The sequence below is a fragment of the Kitasatospora sp. NPDC001540 genome (genome assembly GCF_042894345.1).
GTDB lineage: Bacteria > Actinomycetota > Actinomycetes > Streptomycetales > Streptomycetaceae > Kitasatospora > Kitasatospora phosalacinea_C.
On sequence record NZ_JBIAVO010000038.1, the window covers coordinates 38864 to 59981 of the forward strand.

14 protein-coding genes are annotated in these 21118 nt (G+C 75.9%); 13 read left to right on the forward strand and 1 reads right to left on the reverse strand.

All coding sequences use genetic code 11. From position 1 onward, the window contains the following. The first annotated feature begins 18 nt into the window (after positions 1 to 18). From ACFY00_RS31810 to ACFY00_RS31845, 8 genes are all read left to right on the forward strand, one after another. Positions 19 to 2184, forward strand: a complete 2166-nt coding sequence (locus ACFY00_RS31810) for a trypsin-like peptidase domain-containing protein (protein ID WP_388035950.1) — start codon at positions 19 to 21, stop codon at positions 2182 to 2184. Further along, positions 2181 to 3251, forward strand: coding sequence for an AAA family ATPase (locus ACFY00_RS31815; protein WP_388035953.1), 1071 nt, complete (start codon positions 2181 to 2183; stop codon positions 3249 to 3251). The genes ACFY00_RS31810 and ACFY00_RS31815 overlap by 4 nt, the downstream gene beginning before the upstream one ends. Then, positions 3248 to 7024, forward strand: coding sequence for an SAV_2336 N-terminal domain-related protein (locus tag ACFY00_RS31820; protein WP_388035955.1), 3777 nt, complete (start codon positions 3248 to 3250; stop codon positions 7022 to 7024). Before ACFY00_RS31815 ends, ACFY00_RS31820 begins: the two co-directional genes overlap by 4 nt. Positions 7025 to 7102: 78 nt before the next feature. Then, entirely contained in the window at positions 7103 to 7609 is a 507-nt protein-coding gene (locus ACFY00_RS31825; RefSeq protein WP_388035958.1) for a MarR family winged helix-turn-helix transcriptional regulator, read from the forward strand. Next, entirely contained in the window at positions 7606 to 8982 is a 1377-nt protein-coding gene (locus tag ACFY00_RS31830) for an MFS transporter (protein ID WP_388035961.1), read from the forward strand. Before ACFY00_RS31825 ends, ACFY00_RS31830 begins: the two co-directional genes overlap by 4 nt. Positions 8983 to 10039: 1057 nt before the next feature. Then, entirely contained in the window at positions 10040 to 11578 is a 1539-nt protein-coding gene (locus ACFY00_RS31835; RefSeq protein WP_388035964.1) for an MFS transporter, read from the forward strand. Positions 11579 to 11655: 77 nt separating this feature from the next. Beyond that, positions 11656 to 12405, forward strand: coding sequence for a TetR/AcrR family transcriptional regulator (locus ACFY00_RS31840; RefSeq protein WP_388035967.1), 750 nt, complete (start codon positions 11656 to 11658; stop codon positions 12403 to 12405). A 117-nt stretch (positions 12406 to 12522) separates the two neighbouring features. Continuing rightward, positions 12523 to 13845, forward strand: coding sequence for an MFS transporter (locus ACFY00_RS31845; RefSeq protein WP_388035970.1), 1323 nt, complete (start codon positions 12523 to 12525; stop codon positions 13843 to 13845). On the opposite strand, the gene ACFY00_RS31850 is transcribed toward ACFY00_RS31845, so the two are convergent. Then, positions 13838 to 14341, reverse strand: a complete 504-nt coding sequence (locus ACFY00_RS31850) for a PadR family transcriptional regulator (protein WP_388035973.1) — start codon at positions 14339 to 14341, stop codon at positions 13838 to 13840. The two genes, ACFY00_RS31845 and ACFY00_RS31850, sit on opposite strands and share 8 nt — an antisense overlap. A 305-nt stretch (positions 14342 to 14646) precedes the next feature. Here ACFY00_RS31850 and ACFY00_RS31855 point away from each other — a divergent pair, with 305 nt between their 5' ends. The 5 genes from ACFY00_RS31855 (at position 14647) to ACFY00_RS31875 (ending at position 21023) form a co-directional block, all read left to right on the forward strand. Continuing rightward, on the forward strand, positions 14647 to 16353 hold the full coding sequence (locus ACFY00_RS31855; protein WP_388035974.1) for a glycoside hydrolase family 13 protein: 1707 nt from the start codon (positions 14647 to 14649) through the stop codon (positions 16351 to 16353). A gap of 408 nt (positions 16354 to 16761) precedes the next feature. Next, the gene (gdhA, locus tag ACFY00_RS31860; protein WP_388035977.1) at positions 16762 to 18141 is read left to right on the forward strand and encodes an NADP-specific glutamate dehydrogenase; all 1380 of its coding nucleotides are present in this window, start codon (positions 16762 to 16764) and stop codon (positions 18139 to 18141) included. Between the two features lie 359 nt (positions 18142 to 18500). Next, positions 18501 to 19046 carry a hypothetical protein gene (locus ACFY00_RS31865; protein WP_388035979.1) on the forward strand — a complete coding sequence of 182 codons (546 nt, stop codon included), beginning with the start codon at positions 18501 to 18503 and terminating at the stop codon, positions 19044 to 19046. A gap of 270 nt (positions 19047 to 19316) precedes the next feature. Then, the gene (locus ACFY00_RS31870) at positions 19317 to 20111 is read left to right on the forward strand and encodes a hypothetical protein (protein WP_388035982.1); all 795 of its coding nucleotides are present in this window, start codon (positions 19317 to 19319) and stop codon (positions 20109 to 20111) included. A gap of 147 nt (positions 20112 to 20258) precedes the next feature. Continuing rightward, entirely contained in the window at positions 20259 to 21023 is a 765-nt protein-coding gene (locus ACFY00_RS31875) for a hypothetical protein (RefSeq protein ID WP_388035984.1), read from the forward strand. Positions 21024 to 21118: the final 95 nt, after the last annotated feature.

Below are 21118 nucleotides of genomic sequence, written 5' to 3' on the forward strand. Positions count from 1 at the left end.
CGGGCCCCTGCGCACGCGATGCGGCACTCCACCGACCCACTGACCGCCCTGCAGGCGCTGCTGGAGCGCTGCCGGGTCCGGGTGAGCGGCCGGACGGACGGCAGCGGGTTCTTCGTCGCGCCCGGCTACGTGCTGTCCTGCGCGCACGTGGCGGGCGGCACGGCGGGGGCGCGGGTGCGGGTCGAGCACGGGGAGGTGGCGTACGGCGCGACGGTGCTGGCCGCCGCGCCGGACGAGTCCCTGGTCGACCGTTCCCCGTGCGCGCTGTACCCGTACCCGGACCTGGCGCTGCTGGAGGTGGAGGACCCGCCGGTCGGGCACCCGTGCGTGTGGCTGGACCCGGAGTCGCCGTCGTCCGGGACGAAGCTGACGGCCGCCGGGTTCACGCTCGAACTGGGGCCCCGCACCGCCCTGTTGGACACCGGTGGGTGGACCGGCCCGTTCGGGCGGGCGCTGCTGGAGCTGGTGGCGGGCGAGGTCAACCGGGGCCTGTCGGGCGGGCCGGTGCTCAGCCACCGGTCGGGCGGGGTGGCCGCGGTGGTGAAGGCCACCCGGCAGGAGGACAGCGCGATGGGCGGCTACGGGGTGCCGGTGTCGGCGCTGCGGCTGCTGGACCCGGCGGCGTACCGGCGGGTGCTGGGCGCGCACGACCGCTTCCACGCCGCCGACGACCGGTGGCGTTCGCTCGCCGACGCGCTGGCCGAGGAGCAGCGGGCGGGCGCGGGCGCGGAACGGTCCGCGGACCGGGCGTTCCTGGCGCTGCTCGCCGAGCTGCCCGCCGGTCCCTCCGCCGAGCTGCGGGCCGCGTTCCTGCGCGCCGCCCCGCCGGGCACCCCGGAGCCGGACCTGCCGCTGCTGGACCGTCGCGACGCGTACCTGGAGCTGGCCGCCCGGATCACCCTCGGCGGCGACCGGCTGACGCCCGAACTCGCCTACTGCGCCGACCTGGTGCGCTCCCTGCCGCCCCACCTGCCGGTGGCCCGGGGGCTGCGCGACCGGCTGCTGATCCGGGCCGGCGAGACCGGCCGGGGCGAGGCGGCCCGGGAGCGGATCGCCGACGACCCGCACGCGGCGACGCTCAACGGATCGGCCACGGGAACAGCCGCGGGAGCGAGTGCGGCGGGCGGCGCGTCGCGTCCCTCGGTGATCGGCCGGGTCCGGCACTCGCTGCGCGACCGCGGCCGGTACCACGTGATGGTGTGGCAGTTCCGCAGCGCCGCGGAGATCGTCCCGGCCGGGGCCGAGTCCGGTGAGCTGACGCTTCCCCAGGCCCTGTCCCTGTTGGCCGAGTTGCTCCCGTCGCAGATCGAGGTGGTGGAGGCGCTGGACGGGAGCGATCGGGCCGTACTGGTCGAACTGGTGCTGCCGCACGAGGCGTTGGACGAGGACTACGCGGACTGGCGGCTGTGGCCGGGACTGGACTGGTGGACGCTGGGACGCAAGCACCAACTGGTGGTCCGCCCGCTGGAGCGCCACCAGGAGCCCCGGCTGCACCACGCCTGGCGCAGGCGCTGGGAGCGGCTGGACGTCCAGGCGCTGGACCGGGCGCTGGTGTGCGTGTGCGGGCGCGGCCGCCAGCACCCGAGGGCGCTGGACGCCGCGTTCAACACCGACCCGGAGCTGACCGCGCTGGCCCTGGCCGGGGCCCCGCGCGGCGAGGTGCTGTCCCGGGCGTTCCGGGTGGCGGTGGCCTCCGGCGTGCCGGTGATGCTGTGGGAACGCGACCGCGACCCGCGACCGCTCGACCGGGAGGTCTGTGCCACCGGCTGCGCCGCCCCCGGCCGGGGCGACTGCCCGGACGACCGCTTCCTGCGCGCGGCCCGCAAGGCGCTCACCGGCACCCACCGGGACGCCCTCCCCGACCGGGTGTACGACCTGCGCAACGAGGCCGAACTGGACGAACCCGCGCCCGCCCCGGCCCAGGGCCCGGCCCAGGATCCAGGCACGGACACGGACACGGCCCCGGGCGCGGCCCCGGAGCACGCCCCCGCCCCGGACGGCCGGGACGCCCCGCTCGGCCACCGCGTGGTCCTGCTCTGGGACGACCCGGCCCGCCAACTGCCGCGCACCCGCCTCGCCCCGGCCACGGTCGCGGACCCGACCACCGCCACCGCCCGGCCCGCCGACGCGGCGGGGCCGCCTTCCGTTCCCTCTCCCCGCCCCCAGGAAGGACTCCCCCGATGACCCTCTGGCCCATCTACCAGGGCGTGGACGAGCCCCACGACCGGATCGCCGACCTGCCGCCCCCGCCGCCCTGGCGGGAGTTCGACGGCGGTGCGGACGGCACCCTGGCCCGGGTGGACCGCGACGCGGTCGGCGGCGGCCGTCGGCGGCTGCCCCGGCGGGCCGCGTACCGGGCCGACGAGCGCACCGTCGACGCCGTCAACACCGCGCTGTACCTGCGCCGCCCGCTGCTGGTCAGCGGCGATCCGGGCGTCGGCAAGTCCACCCTGGCCGACGCGGTGGCCCGCGAGCTGCGCCTGGGCCCGGTGCTGCGCTGGTCCGTCAACAGTCGCACCACGCTGCGCGACGGCCTGTACCGCTACGACTCGCTCGGCCGCCTGGAGGACGCCGGTCTGGCCCGCCACCAGCCCGCCCCCGCCGTCGACCCCACCGGAACCGCCTGGTCGACCGGAACGCCCCCCGCCGCCCCCTTCGCCGACCTCGGCCGCTACGTCAGCCTGGGCCCGCTCGGCACCGCGCTCGCCCCGTACGCGCTGCCCCGGGTGCTGCTGATCGACGAGATCGACAAGGGCGACCTGGACCTGCCCAACGACCTGCTCGACGTCTTCGAGGAGGGCGGCTTCGAGATCCCGGAGCTGACCCGCGCCGCCGACCAGCAGCCGACCGTCGCGGTGCGCCCGCACGACGGCGGGCCGGCCGTGTCGGTGACCCGCGGGGTGGTGCAGTGCCGGGCCTTCCCGTTCGTGATCCTCACCAGCAACGGCGAGCGGGAGTTCCCGCCCGCGTTCCTGCGCCGCTGCATCCGGCTGCACCTGCCGTCCGCGCACCAGGACGGCGAGCGGCTGCGCGCGATCGTCGAGGCCCACCTGCCGGGGGCGGGCGCGGCCGCCGAGGCCGCCGTCGGGGCGTTCCTGGCCCGGGCCGCGACGGGCGAGCTCTCCACCGACCAACTCCTGAACGCGGTCTACCTGTTGAGCCCGTCCGGCGGTTCCGCCGGGCCCGACCGGGAGCGCCTGGTCGACCTGGTCATGCAGCACCTCAACGACTCCGCGACCGGTCGGCCGTGACCACCGCTCCCGGCCCCGATCCGGAGCGGGACGCCGTCCGCCGCCTGGCCGCGCTGCTCGCCGACCTCACCGAGGACCCCGCCCCGACCGGCCGCGAACTCGCCGAACTGCTCTGGCTGCACGCCCTGTTGGACGGTCCTACCGGTCCCGGTCCCGACGGGCCGTCCTTCCCCCGCGCCACCGGGGGAGCCGAGGCTTCCGCCCGCCCGCCGCGCACCCCCGCCCGGCCCCGCCCGATCCCGGAGCGCACCCCGCCGCCCGCCCGGGACCGTCCGCTCCACCTGCCCGACCCGAACCCCGGGCCGCACCCCGCCCCGGCCTCCGGCCCGGACCCCGACCACCCGACCGGCCAGGACGCCCCGCCGCCGCACACTCCACCACCACCCCCGCCCCTGCCCGCCGCGCCGATCCGGGTCGGCACCGCCCGCGTGCTGCCCCGCCGCCGCGAACTCACCCGTGCGCTGCGGCCGTTGAAGCGCCGGGTGCCGTCCGTCGACCGCACCGTGCTGGACGAGGAGGCGACCGCCGAGCTGCTCTCCCGCGATCCGCGCTGGTGGCCCGTCCTGGCGCCCGCCCTGGACCGCTGGCTCGGCCTGCGGCTGGTCGTGGACGCGCGCGGCGACAGCGCGGCGCTCTGGGAGCCGCTGGCCCGCGAACTGTTCGCGCTGCTGGCCGGATCCGGCCTCTTCCGGGACGTCCGACTGCACCACCTCACCGGGCCCGACCTCCCGGACGAGGACACCGGCCCCGGCACCGCCCGCCCCGGACGCACCGCCACCTTCGTCCTCACCGACGGCGTCCACCCCGACTGGGCGGGGCCGCGGCTGCGCGCCGCGCTGCGCCGCCGGGCCCTGGCCGGTCCGACGGCCGTCCTGCACACCCTGCCCGAACACCTGTGGTCGCAGACCGCGTTGGCCCCCGAGCCGGGCCGTTTCCGCACCGCCGCCCCGGCCGATCCGCACCCCCGCTTCACCCCGTACGCCCTGGCCCCGCCCCCGCAGCCGCCCGGCACCCTGGCCGTGCCCGTGCTGGGCCTCACCCCCGAGTGGCTCGCCCCCTGGGCCCGGGCCGTGGCCGGGCCGCACGCCTACGACGCGCCCGCCGTCCTGCTCGGCCCCGATCGTCGTCCCGGCCGTCGCCCCGGGCCGAGCGAGGTGCGCCGACTCGCGCTGCCGACCGGCGACCTCGACTCCTTCCTGGCCCAGGCGCAGCCCCGGGTCTTCCGGCTCGCCGCGCTACTGGCCACCGTGCCGCTCAACTTCGGCGTGATGCGGCTGGTGCAGTCCGCGATGCTGCCGGAGAGCCCGCCCGCCGACCTCGCCGAGATCGTCTTCAGCGGCATCCTGTACGTCGTCCCCGGCCGGTCGGCCACCGAACCCCTGGACCGCGCCTACGAGTTCGCGCCCGGTGTCCGGGAGCGCCTGCTCGCCACCCTGCGCCGCGACGAGGCCGAACAGGTCGTCGCGACCGTCTCCGCCCACCTGGCCACCCACCGCCCGGGGGTCAACTCCCGCTTCACCGCGGCCGTCCCGGACCCGGACGGCCCGCTCGCCCTCCCCGCCGACGCCCGTCCCTGGGCCCGCACCACCGTCCCGGTGCGGGCCGGATCCACCACCGCCGGACGCCGTTTCTTCCTGCCGGTCGTCGGCGCCGCCGTCCCCGGCGGGAGCGAGCCGGGCGCAGTGGCCCTGGTCGCGCAGGCCACCCTGCTCGCCCAGGCCTTCAGGCAACTCGGCTACCAGGTAGCCGAGTTGAACGGGCAGCAGCCGACCCTACAGGTGCTGCGCGACTGGGCGGGGGATGTCCGGCTCGGCCCCGACGACCTGGTGGTGGTCCACCTGACCGGCCACTCCGTCGCGGCCTTCGGCCAGCAGGCCGAACTGCTCCTCCCGGAGGGCCTCTTCGAGACCGGCCACGGCCGCCGGGTGCGCTCCGCCTCCCTCCAGGAGTTCCGCCTCGCCCTCGGCCGCCCCGGCCGCCTGCTCCTGATCATCGACCAGTACCCGCTCCGCGCCGAACCACCCTCCTCTCCGCCGGGGCACCCGCAGCTCACCCTCCTCGTCCGCCGCGGCCCCTCCAGCGAGGATTTCGTCGAGGCGCTGGCCGCCCGGATCACCGCGATCGCCGCCGGCGCCGTCCCGCCCGTCACCAAGGCCGACCTGCTGAACTCCCTCGCCCTACCGTCCGAGCGCAGCCTCCCCGCGGACGTTGCGGAGACCGTCCTGCCGTTCTTCGCCCCCGACCCGCTGTCGTCCGTACCGCCCTTCCTGCTCGACGAGTTGATGACCTGGATCGCCCACGATCACGGGGGCGGCACCGTCCGGGAGGTCCTCCAGAGCCCGCAGTTGCGGCTGACCACGCTGCTGCGCTGCCTCCAGCGGCTGGTCGCCGGCCTCCGGCCGGTCGTCCTGGACGCGCGCGGCCTGGACTCCGACCGCCTGTGGGGAAGGCTGGACGCGCAACTGGGTTCCCGCAGGTCCGGCACCGTCCTGGAGCACCTGGTCGAGCACCGCCACCGCCTGCTCCTGGTCGTCGTCACCCCTGCGCCGCTGCGCAGCTTCCTCCGCACCGTCGCCACCGCCGGGGTCCGCGTCCTGCTGGTCGGAGCGTCCGGCGCCTCGCACGACCGCCCGGCCAGGCTCCGCCCCGACCGGAACGAGGCGCAGATCCTCGAAGCCGCCGAGGAGGGCGCGTCCTTCGAGGAGACCGACCGCTCGCGGGCCGCCGACGCCTACCGCCTCGTCCTGGACCTCGCCCTGGCCGGTGGCAGCCATTGGTGGCCGCTCGTGGCGACCACCGCGCTGGACCGGCTCGGCGCCCCGCGCTCCACCCCGTACCCGACCCAGCTGGACCGGATCCAGGCCGCCCTCACCACCGTTCCGGGCGCTGCCGACGCCCTGCTCGACCTCTCCGCCCTGATCCACTCCGGGCCGCCCGACTTCGTCGGACAGGTCCACGCGACGCTCCGGGCCCTGATCGACCACCGCGGGGAGCCGGCCACCGGCGTCCACGCGGTCGTCGACCCCGCCTCCCTGGACGCCCTGGACCGGAGGGACCGCGCGGCCGTCCGCAGCTGGATCGACAACGAGCTGGTCGAGACCTCCGACGCCCCCGAGGAACGCCTGACCGAACTCGCGACGCTCCTCGACCTGCCGCTGATCTCACCGCTCCCCACCGGCGTCCCCCTCCCCCCGTGGGTCTCCCGCCTCGAGCCCCGCCCCGGCCCCGGCCGGGTGGTCCGGCTCGTGGCGCACCCGGCCTCCGGTCGACCCGCCCTCCCCGCCGAATCCCTCGACCGCCTCACCCGGCACCGCTGGCGGTGCCCGACCACGGGCTGCAGCCGCTACCGGACCCGTCTCGCCCCGCCGCCCCTGCCGAGCGTCAACGCCGAGGGGTCCGCCGTCTGCACCGCGCACCGCACCCTGCTGGACCCGGTCGGGCCCCGACCGCTGCTGGCCCACCTCAAGGCCGTCACCCTGCAGTTCTGTTCGGCCCAGTTCACCGTCGAGGAGCAGTCCTCGTTCCCGCTCTCCCTCTCCCCCGACAGCGTCCCCCTCGTGGTCTCCTTCCAGGACGGCGCCGTCACCGTCCGGGCCACCGACATCGGCGCCCGCCACCGCCCCGCCGCCACCGCCCCCTGGCAGGACCTGGTCCCCGAGCGGCCCCTCCCCTTCCCCCCGGGCGCCCGCGTCGCCACCACCCCGTACACCACCCTGGTCCGCACCGGCACCCCCCTGCCCGGCGAGGCCCCTCTGCCCGCCCCCGGCCTCTGACCTGGGCGTTCGCAGGTCGGGCGGCGGCCTCCCCGTATACGTAACAGAACTTATACAAGTGCTGTTACGATCGACCGCATGACAGCACCCCAACCCCCCGTTCCCGACCCCACCGAACAGAGCCTGTGGCGCCCGCTGCGCCTGCTCCAGGACGCGATCGAGGCGGACATCGCCCGGGTGTACGCCGAGTCCCCCGTCGAGGGACTCCGGTCGAGCTTCGTGATGGAGCTGCTCCGGCTGCACGCCCGCGGGCCGATGACGATCACCGAGCTGGCCGAGTCCGTCCAGCGCACGCACTCGGCGCTCAGCCAGAAGGTCGCGGCGATGCAGCGGGCCGGCTGGGTGGAGACCGCGCCGGGGGCGGACGCCCGGAGCAAGCGGGTGGCGCTGACCGCGAGGGCGCGGGAGGTGGTGGGGCGGCTGGCGGCCGAGTGGGAGGCCACCGAGGCCGCGCTCGCCGAACTGGAGGCCGAACTCCCGTACCCGCTCAGCCGGGTGGTCGAGGACATCGAGCGGGCCCTCGCCCGCCGGAGCTTCCACGACCGGATCACCGCGAAACTCGCCGAGGACCCGCGGTGGCGGTGAGGCGGACGACGGCGGGAGCGGCGGCGCGGGCGCGGTCGGCGAGGGCGGGCCGCCTGCTGATCGACCTCGCACCGCTGCGCGGGTCGGCGGCGTTCCGGCGGCTGTGGGTCGGCGGGGCGGTCTCCGGGCTCGGTGGTCAGATGGCGCTGGTGGCCGTGGTGTTCCAGGTCTGGGAGGACACCCGCAGCACGGTGTGGACCGGGGCGGTGGGCCTGGCGCAGGCGGTCCCGCTGCTGGTGCTCGGGCTGTTCGCGGGCGCGCTGGTCGACCGTTCGGACCGGCGCGCGCTGTACCTGCTGGCCACCTCCGGGCAGGCCGGGTGCGCACTGCTGCTCGCGCTGCAGGCGGCACTCGGCCGCTTCCCGACCGCCGGGGTGGTCGCGCTGGTGACGGTGCAGTCGGCGTTCGTCGCGTTCGCGGGCCCGGCGGCCCGGACGTTCCTGCCGCGGCTGCTCCCGGCCGAACAGGTCGCGGCGGGCGTGGCCCTCCAGCACGTCACCTTCCAGGGGACGATGCTGCTCGGGCCCGCGCTCGGCGGGCTGCTGGTCGCGGGAGCCGGGCCGGGCGGCTGCTACCTGGCCGACGCGCTGAGCTTCGCGGCCGCCCTGTACGCGGTCTTCCGCCTGCCCCGGATGCGTCCGACCGCGGGGGACCCGACCGCCGGGGGCCCGAGCACGGGGGACCCGACCGTCGGGGGCCCGACCGCCGGGGTTCCGACCGCCCTCCGCTCGGGCCTGCGCGAGGTGCGGGACGGGCTGGCGTTCCTGGGCCGGACGCCCGTCGTGCGGGCCGCGCTGCTCACGGACCTGGCCGCCACCGTGCTGTCGATGCCGGTCAGCCTGTTCCCGCTGGTCAACGCCGAGCGCTTCCACGGGGGGCCGCGCACGCTCGGGCTGTTCCTGACCGCGATCGCGACGGGCGGCGCCGTCGCGTCCCTGCTGTCGGGGGCGTTCACCCGGCGGGCGAACCAGTCGCTGGTGATGCTCTCCGCCGCCGCGACCTGGGGTCTCGCGCTGGCGCTGTTCGGCCTGGCGCCGGGCCCGTGGACGGGGCTGGCGCTGCTCGTCCTGGCCGGGGCGGCGGACACCGTGTCCGTGGTCGCCCGCGGCACCGTGGTCCAACGGCACACCCCGGACCGGCTGTTGGGACGGGTCGGCGCGGCCGAGCAGATCGTCGGGCAGGCCGGCCCGAACCTGGGCAACCTGCGCGGCGGCCTGGTCGCCGCCGCGACCTCGGGCGCGACCGCCCTGGTCAGCGGCGGCCTGCTCTGCGTCCTCGCCGTCGCCCTGATCGGTGCGGGCACCCCCACCCTGCGCCGCCCGCCCGCACCTGCGCCCGCTCCCACCCCCGCACCGGACCTCCCGCTCGACTGAGCGGCTCTCGGACCGACCACCGGCCCCGCCTTACCCGTGTGGGTGATGACCGCCGTCACCCGCACGGGTAACGTGAACGTACGCATGCGGATGAGGTCGACCGCCCGACCCGCACCCGACTCCGCCCCCCTCCCCGCACTCATCCGCCGCGGCCGTCCGCCGCACCCAGTGCCCCACCGTCCGCGCCGGGCCGGTGCGTGCTGCCGCGCGAGTTCCCCCCCTCCTTCCAAGTACCGCTCTGTGCCGATGAGTTGTCATGGCCGAGCGCTGCGCTTTCGTGCTCCCCGGCCAGGGGGCCTACCTGCCGGGCGTGCTGGCCCGGCTCGGTCGACCCGCCCCTCCCGCCTCCGGCTCGACGAACGGGCCCCGTCCCTGGAGGAGTTGGTGCGGGACTCCCCCGCCGACCTGCACCCGACCCTGTTCGCCGCCGAGCTCCCCCCGTTCCGTCTCCCGCCGGAGCGTCACCGGATCCACCCGGGTGTCCTGTTGGGGCGCAGCTTCGGCGAACCGGTCGCCCTGGCCGCCGCCGGGGCGTACCGACCGGAGGACGGCCTGGCGCCGGTGGCCGTCCGCGACGAGGCCTTCGCCGCCCGCCCGCCGGAGCCGGGCGGGATGCGGCACTGGAGCTGTCCGCCGCATCCTGGCCCACCTGCTGCCGCAGCGCTCCGGGCGGATCGCCAACATCCGCGACCCGGCCCCGGGGCGGTGCGCCTACGCGGCCGCCAAGCACGCGCTGATCGGGTTCACCCGGGTGCCGGCCAAGAAGGTCGGGGGACGTACGGCGTCACCGCCAACTGCGTCTGCCCGGGCCCGGTGCGGCACTTCACCGACCGCACCGCCACCGGACGGCCGACCCGCCCGGACGAGGTGGCCGCGGCGGTGCTGCTGCCGGCCTCCCGGGCGGGCGCGGGCATCACCGGCGCCGGCCTCCCGGTCGACGGCGGCATGACCGCCCGAGGCGGCCTCCCGGGAAAACCCTTGTACACCGTAGAAGAACTCCTCTACGGTGTACAACGAACGGCCGCCCCGGCCGCCCCGGCCCTCCCCTGGAGTCCCCTTGTCCCACGCCCCCGTCCCCCCGCCCGCCGCCCCGCACCCGCGGCGGTGGGCCATCCTGGCGGTGGTCTGCCTGGCCACGCTGGTGGTGCTGCTCGACAACACCGTGCTCAACGTGGCCATCCCCTCCCTGACGGAGGAGCTGGGCGCGGGCACGGCCGACGTCCAGTGGATGATCAACGCGTACGCACTGGTCCAGTCCGGCCTGCTGCTGACGGCGGGCAGCCTGTCCGACCGGTACGGGCGCAAGCGCGCGCTGCTGGTCGGCCTGGCGCTGTTCGGCGCCGGGTCGACGGCCGCGGCGCTGGCCCAGTCCTCCGGCCAGTTGATCGCCGCCCGGGCCGGGATGGGCATCGGCGGCGCGCTGCTGATGACCACCACGCTGGCGGTGGTGGTGCAGGTGTTCCAGGGCGCCGAGGTGCCGAAGGCGATCGGCGTCTGGGGGGCCGTCAGCTCGCTCGGCTTCGCGGGCGGCCCGCTGCTCGGCGGCGTGCTGCTGGCGCACTTCTGGTGGGGTTCGATCTTCCTGGTCAACATCCCGGTGGCGCTGCTCGGCCTGGTCGCGGTCGCCCGCCTGCTCCCCGAGAGCAAGGACCCTTCGGGCCGCCGCCCGGACGTCCCGGGCGCGGTGCTGTCGACGCTCGGCATGGTCGGCCTGGTGTACGCGATCATCTCCGGCCCGGTGCACGGCTGGGGCTCCGGCCCGGTGCTGCTGTCGGGGGCGGTCGGCCTGGCCGCGCTGGCGGGCTTCGTCGCCTGGGAGGCGCACACCCCCGCCCCGATGCTGGACCTGGCCTTCTTCCGGAACCGTCGCTTCAACGGCGCGGTGGCGGGCGGCGTCCTGGTCGCGTTCGGCATGGCGGGCTCGCTGTTCCTGCTCACCCAGTACCTGCAACTGGTGCTCGGCTACCGGCCGTTGGAGGCCGGCCTGCGGATGTCGCCGCTGGCCCTGGTGATCGTGCTGCTCAACCTGTCGGGCGTCGGCGCCCGGCTGCTGTCGAAGGTCGGCTTCGCGGGCGCCGTCGCGATCGGCATGGGGCTGCTGGCCGGTGGCCTGGCGCTGCTGGCCGCACTGGGCTCCGGCCACGGGTACCCGGGGCTGCTGGCGGGTCTGCTGCTGATGGGCTGCGGCATCGCGGTGGCCAACCCGGCGATGGCCGCGGCGGTGATGGGCGCGATCCCGCCGGAGCGGGCCGGGGCCGGCGCGGGCGTGCAGGGCACGGTCACGGAGTTCGGCGGCGGCCTGGGCGTCGCGGTCCTCGGCGCGGTCCTCGGCTCCCGCTTCGCGGCGGGCCTGCCGCCGGAGGTCCCGGCCCCGGCGGCGAAGTCGCTGCCCGAGGCGCTGGCCGCCGCCCCGGACGGCACCGCCGCGCAGGCGGTGCACGAGGCCTTCGCCCACGGCCTGACGTCCAGCCAGCTGATCGGCGCCGCGGCCGTCCTGCTCGGCGGCCTGCTCTCCGCGTCCCTGCTGCACCGGGCCGACCGCCCGGCCACCGGCACCCCCGCCCCCGGTCCGGAGCCCGTCCCCACCGCCCGCTGACCGCCCCGCCCCTCCGCCCGTGTCCCCTCCGCCGCAGGCCGTACGGTGGTGGCACCCCGTAGAAGCGAAGGAGCACCGTGGCCACCAAGCGAGCCTCGCAGGTCAAGAAGAGCGTCTGGCTCACCCCCGGCCCGGTCCGCGGCCGCCGCTCCCCGCGGGCGGGCGAGGGCGGACCGGGCAGCCTGGACCGCGAAGTGATCGTCGCCGCGGCCGTCCGGCTGCTGGACGAACTGGGCGAGTCGAGGTTCTCGATGCGCGCGCTGGCCGCCCGGCTCGACGTCACGCCGATGTCGCTGTACTGGTACGTCGCCGACAAGGACGACCTGCTGGAGCTGGCCCTGGACGTGGTGGCGGGCGAGATGACCGTGCCCGAGGCGGGCGACGGCACCGACTGGCAGGACGGCCTGCGCGCCCTCGCGGTGACCTGGCGGGCCGCCATGCTGGCGCACCCGTGGGCGATCCGGATCTACGGCGACTACCTGAACATCGGGCCGAACTCGGTGCGCTACTCCGCCCGCGCCCTGGAGATCGCCCGCTCCTCCCCGCTCTCCGAGGCCGACGCGATGGCCGCCCTCTCGGCGATCTTCCAGTACACCTACGGCTTCACCGCCACCGAGGTCAACTGGTCCGAGAAGGCCGCGGAGGCCAACGGCAGCACCGACGACCTGATCGAGGAGATCACCGAGGCCGTCCGCGACCTCCCGGGCGTCGCCGACTCCGGCATCCTCGTCGAGCGCCCCCGCGAACCCGACCACCTGCTCCGCGAACGCGACTTCCACCGCGCCCTCGACTGGCTCCTGATCGGCATGCGGTCCGGGCTCCGCTGACCACCCCCGCTGCCCCCTGCGCCGACCGCCCCGCCGCGGCCGGCCGGGCGGATGGGCTAGGGTCCTGCGCGTGCTCAATCCCGCTGCCCTCCCCGCGCCCCTCCCGTTGCGTGCCCCGTGACTCTCGCCCGCGCCCTGATCGACGTCCGGCCGCTGCGGACCTCCCGCCTGTTCCGGTGGCTGCTGCTCGGACGCACGGTGTCCACCCTGGGCAGCTTCATGACCGTGGTGACCGTGATGTTCCAGGTGTGGGACCGCACCCGCAGTCCGGCGTGGAGCGGGGCGGTCGGCCTGGCGCAGGCGCTGCCGATGATCGGGTTCGGCCTGTTCGCGGGGGCCTGGGTCGACCGCGCCGACCGGCGCCGGATCTACCTGCTGGGCAACGCGGGGCAGGCGTCCTGCTCGCTGCTGCTGGCGGTGCAGGGCTTCACCGGGCACGTGCCGGTGGCCGCGGTGCTGGCGCTGGTCGCCGTACAGGCGTCCTTCGGTGCGCTGGGCGCCCCGGCGGCGGGGGTGTTCGTCCCGCGCCTGCTGCCGAAGGACCAGGTCGCGGCGGGGCTGGCGCTCAACCAGGCCTCGGGGCAGGCGATGATGCTGCTGGGCCCGGCGGTGGCGGGCGTGGTGCTCGGCTGGTGGGGCGTCGGGGTGTGCTACCTGCTGGACGCGGCGAGCTTCGGCGTCTCCTTCGCGTGCGCGTTCGGGCTGCCGCCGCTGCCCCCGGTGGGCGGCGCGTCCCGGGCGGGCCTGGGCGGGGTGGCGGACGGGCTCCGGTTCCTGGCGGGCCACCGGGTTGTGCGGGGCGCGCTGCTGACGGACCTGGCGGCGACGGTGCTCTCCATGCCGGTGTCGCTGTTCCCGCTGGTGAACACCGAGCGCTTCGACGGGAACCCGCGCACCCTCGGCCTGTTCCTGTCCGCGCTGGCGGTGGGCGGGGTGGTCACGACGGCGCTCTCCGGGCCGGTGACCAGGTTCGGCCGCCCGGGTCCGGTGATGCTGGCCGCCTCGGCGGTCTGGGGCGGCGCGCTGGCCGCGTTCGGCCTGACGGACCGGGCCTGGTCGGGCCTGCTCCTGCTGGCCGTGGCCGGCGGCGCGGACGCGCTGGCGGTCCTCGCCCGCAGCACGATCGTGCAGACCTGCACCCCGGACGCGATGCTGGGCCGGGTGACGGCGGCGGAGACCGTCGTCGGCCAGGCCGGGCCGCAGCTGGGCAACCTGCGCGCGGGCCTCGTCGCGGCCTGGGGCGGGGCCGCGGCCGCGCTGGTCGGCGGCGGCCTGCTCTGCCTGGCGGCGGTCGGCGCGGTGGCCGCCTCGACGCCGCAGCTGCGCCGCGGCGCGACGGACGCCGGGGACCCAGCGGACCCAGCGGACCCAGCGGACCCAGCGAACGCACCGGAGGCACCGGAGGCACCGGAAGCACCGGAAGCACCGGCCCTCAGGTGAACTCCTGCTGGCAGCGCTCCAGCCAGTCGAGTTCGGCCTGCAGGTGCAGGACCTCGCCCTCGATCAGGAGGCGGGAGACGCCGTGGTCGGGGGCCCGGTCGGCGGTGGCGTGCAGGCCGCGGATGGTGGCGAGGCAGTGGGAGCGCTGGAGGTCGATCAGGGTGCGCGGATCGGCGAGGCGGGTGCGCGGGGCGAGGACGAGCTTGAGGAAGAACTCCTCGCGGACCTTGCCGCCGTCGGAGGGCCGGGCGAACCAGTCGGCGAGCACGCGCCGGCCGTCCTCGGTGAGGGCGAAGACGCGTTTGGCCGGGCGGCCGTCCTGGGCGACGTCCTGTCCTTCGATCAGGCCGGACTTCTCCAACCGGCCGAGCGTGACGTACACCTGACCGTCGTTGGTGCGCGCGTAGGCCGGGCCGAGCGTGGACTCCAGGGCGCGCCGGAGCTGGTAGCCGTGTGCGGGGCCCGTGGCAAGCAGCGCGAGGAGCGGAAGCCGCACTCGGTTGCCTCCTTCGAGGTGGGTGGGGGGAGTGCGCCGTGCGGCCGAACTTCGTCGGTCGTACGCCGGGCGGCTCTCCTTGGCTTTGCCCTACCCCGTTGTGCGCCCCCTTATTCGCCCTGATTCGCCCCAACTGGTGGCACTCGAAGGCTCAGCAGGTGACATCTTCATCTCCCGTCTCCTGGACAGGCCCTTTGGCCTATACCTAACATCTAGGTATCCCCGAGGAACTGACACGACGTCAGCCCCTGCGGACCTGTGCCTGTCAGCGCGACCTCCCTCGCGCGCTCCCGTGAAGGTGACGCATGATCACGTCCGTCGTCCCCGCCGACCCGTCGCGCCCCGCGGAGGGCCTCCCGGCCTCGGCCGTCCTCACCGCGGACGGCCCGCTCCCGGCGGAACACCCGGCCCCGGCCGCCCCCGACGTGCTGTGGTGGCGCGACGCGGTGATCTACCAGGTGTACGTGCGCAGCTTCCAGGACTCCGACGGCGACGGCATCGGCGACCTGCCGGGCGTGCGGGCCCGGCTGCCGTACCTGAAGCGGCTGGGCGTGGACGGGGTCTGGCTGAACCCGTTCTACCCGTCGCCGCAGCACGACCACGGCTACGACGTGGCGGACTACAAGGGCGTGGACCCGATGTTCGGCACCCTGGAGGACTTCGACCTGCTGGTCGAGGACTGCCGGAAGCTGGGCCTGCGCCTGGTGCTGGACACCGTGCCCAACCACTGCTCGGCCGAGCACCCGTGGTTCCTGGAGGCGCTGGCCGCCGCCCCCGGCAGCCTGGAGCGGGCCCGGTTCCACTTCGCGGACGGCCGGGGCGCGGACGGCGAGCTGCCGCCGAACAACTGGCGGGCGATGTTCGGCGGTCCGGCGTGGTCCCGGATCACCGAGCCGGACGGCACCCCGGGCCAGTGGTACCTGCACATGTTCACCCCGGAGCAGCCGGACCTGAACTGGCGCAACCCCGAGGTGCCGGTCGAGTTCGAGAAGGTGCTGCGGTTCTGGCTGGACCGCGGCGTGGACGGTTTCCGGATCGACGTCGCGGCGGGCCTGTTCAAGCACCCCGAGCTGCCGGACTCCCCGGACCCGGACGCGGACGAGCGCACCCGCGACTCGGTCAACCCGCTGGCCTGGAACCAGCCCGAGGTGCACGAGGTGTGGCGCTCCTGGCGGGCGATCTGCGAGGAGTACACGGCGCTGGACGGCCGCCAGCGGCTGCTGGTCGGCGAGGCCTCGGTGCCGACCCCGGCCGAGCAGGCCAAGTACGTGCGCGGGGACGAGCTGCACCAGGCGTTCTTCTTCCACCTGCTGCACGCCCCGTGGGACGCCGAGCACTTCCACCAGGTGATCGACGCCGCGGTGCGGGACATCACCGCGACCGGCTCGACGGTCACCTGGGTGCTGAACAACCACGACCAGGTCCGCACCACGACCCGCTTCGGCAGCCCGGAGCGGGCCCGGGCGGCCGCGCTGCTGATGCTGTCGCTGCCGGGTGCGGCGTACCTGTACCAGGGCGAGGAGTTGGGCCTGCCGGAGGTCGACGACCTGCCGGACGAGGTGATCACCGACCCGATCTTCCACCGCACCGGCAGCCGCAAGGGCATCCGGGACGGCTGCCGCGTCCCGCTGCCGTGGGCCGGGACCGAGGCGCCGTACGGGTTCGGCCCGGAGGGTTCGGCGCCGACCTGGCTGCCGCAGCCCGCCTCGTTCGCCCGGCACACCGCCGAGCGGGCGCTGGCCGACCACACCTCGCCGTACCACCTGTACCGGGAGGCGCTGCACCTGCGCCGCCTGCTGCCGCAGTTGGGCGAGGGCACGCTGCGCTGGATCGAGACGCCGCCGAACGTGCTGGCCTTCACCCGGGGCGACGGCCTGCTGGTGGCCACCAACTTCGGCACCGTCCCGGCCCCGGCTCCGGTGACCGGCCAGCCGCTGCTGTCCTCCGGACCGTGCCCGGCCGGGGTGCTGCCGCCCGCCACCACCGCCTGGTGGATCCAGCCGCGGCGCTGACCCCGCCCCGTCCCGCCCCCGGCGCCCGTTCGGCCGCCGGGGGCGGACTGCTGCGCGCCCCCGCGCACCCCCACGTCCCCTCGCCGACTCCCAGGACACGCCCGGAATTCGCAGCGAACTCACACCGTTCACCGAGTTTCGATCGTAAAGCCCGAAAATGGGCCGCCGATGACCCGCCCTTTACCTGTCGGGCGACCGAAATAACCCATTCGGGCGTTCACATCGTGGACAAGCGGTCGATGTCCGCAGGTCAGCCCTGGGACAATGGTGCAGACCACCGGTCCACCCCGTCGGCCGACGCGTGTCAGGCGCGCCGGTCGACGGTCCTCAACGGCGAGGAGGACCAAGGGCGCTGCCCGGGACGGGAGCGCCCCCGTGCACCACCCGATCACGGAAGGTTGTGCCCGAATGCCGGCCACCCCCAGCCCTGCCGCGTCCACCGACGCCGGCGCCCGCCTGATCGAGCCGCTGTACCAGGAAGTCCTGCGCCGCAACCAGGGCGAGAACGAGTTCCACCAGGCGGTCCGCGAGGTCCTCGAAACCCTCGGCCCGGTGCTGCAGCAGCGCCCCGAACTCGTCGACGCCCGGATCGTCGAGCGCGTCTGCGAGCCCGAGCGCCAGCTGATCTTCCGGGTGCCGTGGTCCGACGACCGGGGCGGCATCCACGTCAACCGCGGCTTCCGGGTGGAGTTCTCCAGCGCCCTCGGCCCCTACAAGGGCGGCCTGCGCTTCCACCCCTCGGTCAACCTGGGCATCGTCAAGTTCCTCGGCTTCGAGCAGATCTTCAAGAACGCCCTGACCGGCATGCCGATCGGTGGCGGCAAGGGCGGCTCCGACTTCGACCCCAAGGGCCGCTCGGACGCCGAGATCATGCGCTTCTGCCAGTCCTTCATGACCGAGCTGCACCGCCACCTCGGCGAGTACACCGACGTCCCCGCCGGGGACATCGGCGTCGGCGGCCGCGAGATCGGCTACCTGTTCGGCCAGTACAAGCGGATCACCAACCGCTACGAGTCGGGCGTGCTCACCGGCAAGGGCCTGGGCTGGGGCGGCGCGCAGGCCCGCACCGAGGCCACCGGCTACGGCTGCGTGATGTTCACCGAGGAGATGCTGCGCACCCGCGGCGAGAGCCTGGCCGGCCAGCGCGTGGTCGTCTCCGGCTCCGGCAACGTGGCCATCTACGCGATCGAGAAGGCCCAGCAGCTCGGCGCGACCGTGCTCACCTGCTCCGACTCGACCGGCTACGTGGTCGACGAGAAGGGCATCGACCTGGCCCTGCTCAAGGAGGTCAAGGAGACCCGCCGCGGCCGCGTCTCCGACTACGCCGAGGCGCGCGGCCCGCACGTGAAGTACGTGGCCGGCACCGGCGTGTGGAACGTCGCCTGCGACGTGGCGCTGCCCTGCGCCACCCAGAACGAACTGCACGAGTCGGACGCCCTCGCGCTGGTCCGGGGCGGCGTCAAGGCCGTCGCCGAGGGCGCCAACATGCCCACCACCCCCGAGGCCGTCCGGGTCCTCCAGGAGGCGGGCGTCGCCTTCGCCCCCGGCAAGGCCGCCAACGCGGGCGGCGTCGCCACCTCGGCGCTGGAGATGCAGCAGAACGCCTCGCGCGACTCGTGGACCTTCGAGCACACCGAGGCCCGCCTCGGCGAGATCATGAAGCACATCCACGACTCCTGCTACACCACCGCGGAGAAGTACGGCAGCCCCGGCAACTACGTGGTCGGCGCGAACATCGCCGGCTTCGAACTGGTCGCCGACGCGATGCTCGCCCAGGGCCTGATCTGACGGACCGTCCCGCGAGGGGCCCGGACCGCGCCCGCGGTCCGGGCCCCTCCCGCGGAAGGCCGTCCGCCCACCGGCCGCACCGCGGTCGGCCCTCCGCCGCCCCGCGCTCCCCCGCTCCCGCCCCGGACTGTTCCCGCAGGTCCCGGGGGCGGTAGGTTGTGCCGTCGCGCCGTGACCGGCGGACGCGCGCGGGGAGAGTGAGGGACGCGATGCCCGGACGCCATCACCCTGGACGGGCCGGGACCGGCACCGCCCCGGAGCCGCCCGCGCCCCGCGGGCCGTCCGCGCCACCTGCCCCGCGCCCGCCGTCCGGGCCGCCGCAGGCGCACTGGTGGTGGGCCCGGCGCCTGACCCGGGACGTGCCCGAGCCGACGCTGCTCGCCGTCGGCGTCGCCCTGGCCACGGTGGCCGCGGGCCTCGCCGCCGCCTGCTACTCGGCGTCCGCGCTCGTCGACCTGGCGGAGGCGGGGCGCCGCCCGGAGGTGCGGGTGACCGTCTCCTCCTGCACGACGTCCACCGTGAAGGGGCGGGTGCCGCACGAGCAGATCGACTGCTACGGCCGGAGCGCCGACGCTCCGGCCGGTGCCGCGGCGGAGCACTGGCGGCTGCGCGGCGTCGGGCACCGGAGTCCGGGCGAGGTGGTGGCGGTGCGCTGCGAGGACGGCGGCACCTGCCGACCCGACCTGAGGACCTGGCTCGGCGCCGGTACGTTCTTCGGCGGCATCGCGCTGGCCATCCTGACCGTCGGCGGGTACCGCAGCGGCCGTCTGCTGACGCTCCGTCACGCCCCCGGCCGTGCCGCGTTCTTCACCCGCCGCTCCACCTTCCTCGCCCTGGCCGCCCTCGGTACGACGAGCCTCCTGCTGGTGGTCGGCTCGCTCTGCACCGGCCTGCTCTCCGGCTGACCCGCCGCCGCCCGCGGCCCGGGGCGGCGGCGGGTCGCACCGGCCGCGGCCACCCGTCGCGGCCGACACTGGCCGGGTGAACGCCCCCTCGCCCGTGTCCCCGCTCCCGCCCGGCCGTCGTACCGTCCTACTCGCCGGGCTGGGCTGCGCCCTGACGGCCTGCTCCCCTCCCCCACCGGCCCGCCCGCCTCCGCCTCTCCCACCGGCCCGCCCGCCTCCTCCCCCGCCGCGTTCCCCTCCCCCAGCGCTTGGCAGCCGGGGCCGGGCGAGTTGCAGCCGGACGTCAAGCTGCGGGCCGTGCAGGTGGTGGAGGCGGTCGGCGGGTGGCCGCCGGGTGGGCGGGGGGTGGCGGCGGCCCGGGCCCGGGTGGCGGCGCTCGGGGCGGATCCGGGGCTGGCCGACCAGGGCGGCCCGCTGCTGGCGGACGCGCCGCGGGCCGCGCTGGAGGTGGTGTACGCGCAGTACGGCGGGCTGCTGGCGGAGTCGGCGAGCGTGCTGGTGGTGTGTCGGCAGTGGCTGGCCGGGCCGGACGGCGCACCGGTGTCCACCGGCAGCACGGTCGACGTCCGGCTGAGCCGCGCCGAGCCGCGCTGGCGGGTCACCGCGCTGCACCCGTCCGACCCCGGCCCGGCGGCGGCCGCTCCGGCCGATCCGGCGCTCCGGGTGCTGGCGCAGCCGCGGATCGCGCTGCCGCCCGCCGCGGTGGCGGACGTGCGCAGCGGGCAGGTGCACGGGGCGGCGCTGGAGGCGATGCTGGCGCTGGCGGGGGCGTACGCCTTCGAGGTGAGCGTGGTGCGTTCGGGCCATCCGCTGCTGGTGTTCGGGACGGACCGGCCGAGCGACCACCCCCGGGGGCTGGCGTTCGACACCTGGCGGATCGAGGGGCACCCGGTGGTGGCCCCGGCGGCCCCGGCCAATCTGGTGGAGTCCTTCATGCGGGCGGCCGCGGCGGCGGGCTCGTACAACGTGGGCGGTCCGCGGCTGCTGTCCGGCGGGCGGGCGGCGAACCAGTTCTTCAGCGACCCCACCCACCACGACCACGTGCACGCGGGGTTCCGCGGCTGATCCGCCCGGGCGGCAAGGGGGTTGACCGGGCCTCGGCCCAGTCGTTCGAATTCGCCGACGAATTGACTTGCGCTCCGCCGTCCACCTGCGAGAACGTGTCCCGCGCTGTTCGATTCGAGGGTGTTTCACGGAGGTGGGGTGGTGTCGGTGCAGGCACGCACGAACGGGGTCGCGGCGGTGCTGTCCGGGGTCGCGCTGGCGGCCGCCCTGACGGGCTGCTCCGGTTCCGCCCCCGCGCCGGAGGCCGCCGCGTCCGCTCCCGCCGCCTCTGCCGCAACCGCCGCCTCGACGGGTGACCGGACGCAGGAGCTGGAGCGGCTCCGGGCCGCGATCGCCGCCCCGGCGCAGCCGTTCTCGGCCGCGCTCGGAGTGGAGAGCCAGGACGACCGGGACCACGTCTGGGGCACCGGCACGGTCAACGTGTCGGACGTCCAGACCAGCGCGATGGGCCTGCACTCGCTCACGGGGGGCGCCCTTCTGAGGCTCAACGTCACCACCACGCGGGACGCGGTGTACACCCAGGTCGACGACTCGGCCTGGGAGGAGCACGGGCGCCAGCCCGGTTCGGTGCTGGTGGTCGACCACCGACCGTTGGTGCAGAGCCTGCTGCGGCCCGGCCCGGACGCGTACCGGGGCCTGCAGAAGCTCCGCGGCATGAACGGCGGCATGGCCTACCACCTGGTGGGCCGACTGCCGGTCACGGAGGTCACCGACGCGCTCGGCTCCTCGCTGCGCCAGCGGATCGCCGAGCACCGCATCGAGCAGTGCGACACCGACCTGCTGGTCGACAGCGCGGGCCGGCTCTCCCGGCTGGAGCTGACCTGCGCGGGCGACGGCTACCGGGCGGTGTCCTCGCTGAACCTGGGCGAGTACGGCCCGGCCTCCGACATCCCGGCGCCCTCCGACCTCTGACCCGCCCCGCTCCGGCGCCCTCGGCCCCCCTCGCCGCGGGCGCCCGCGCCCTTCCGACCGCCTCCGCCCACCGGTCGGCCCCGGCACCGGGAACT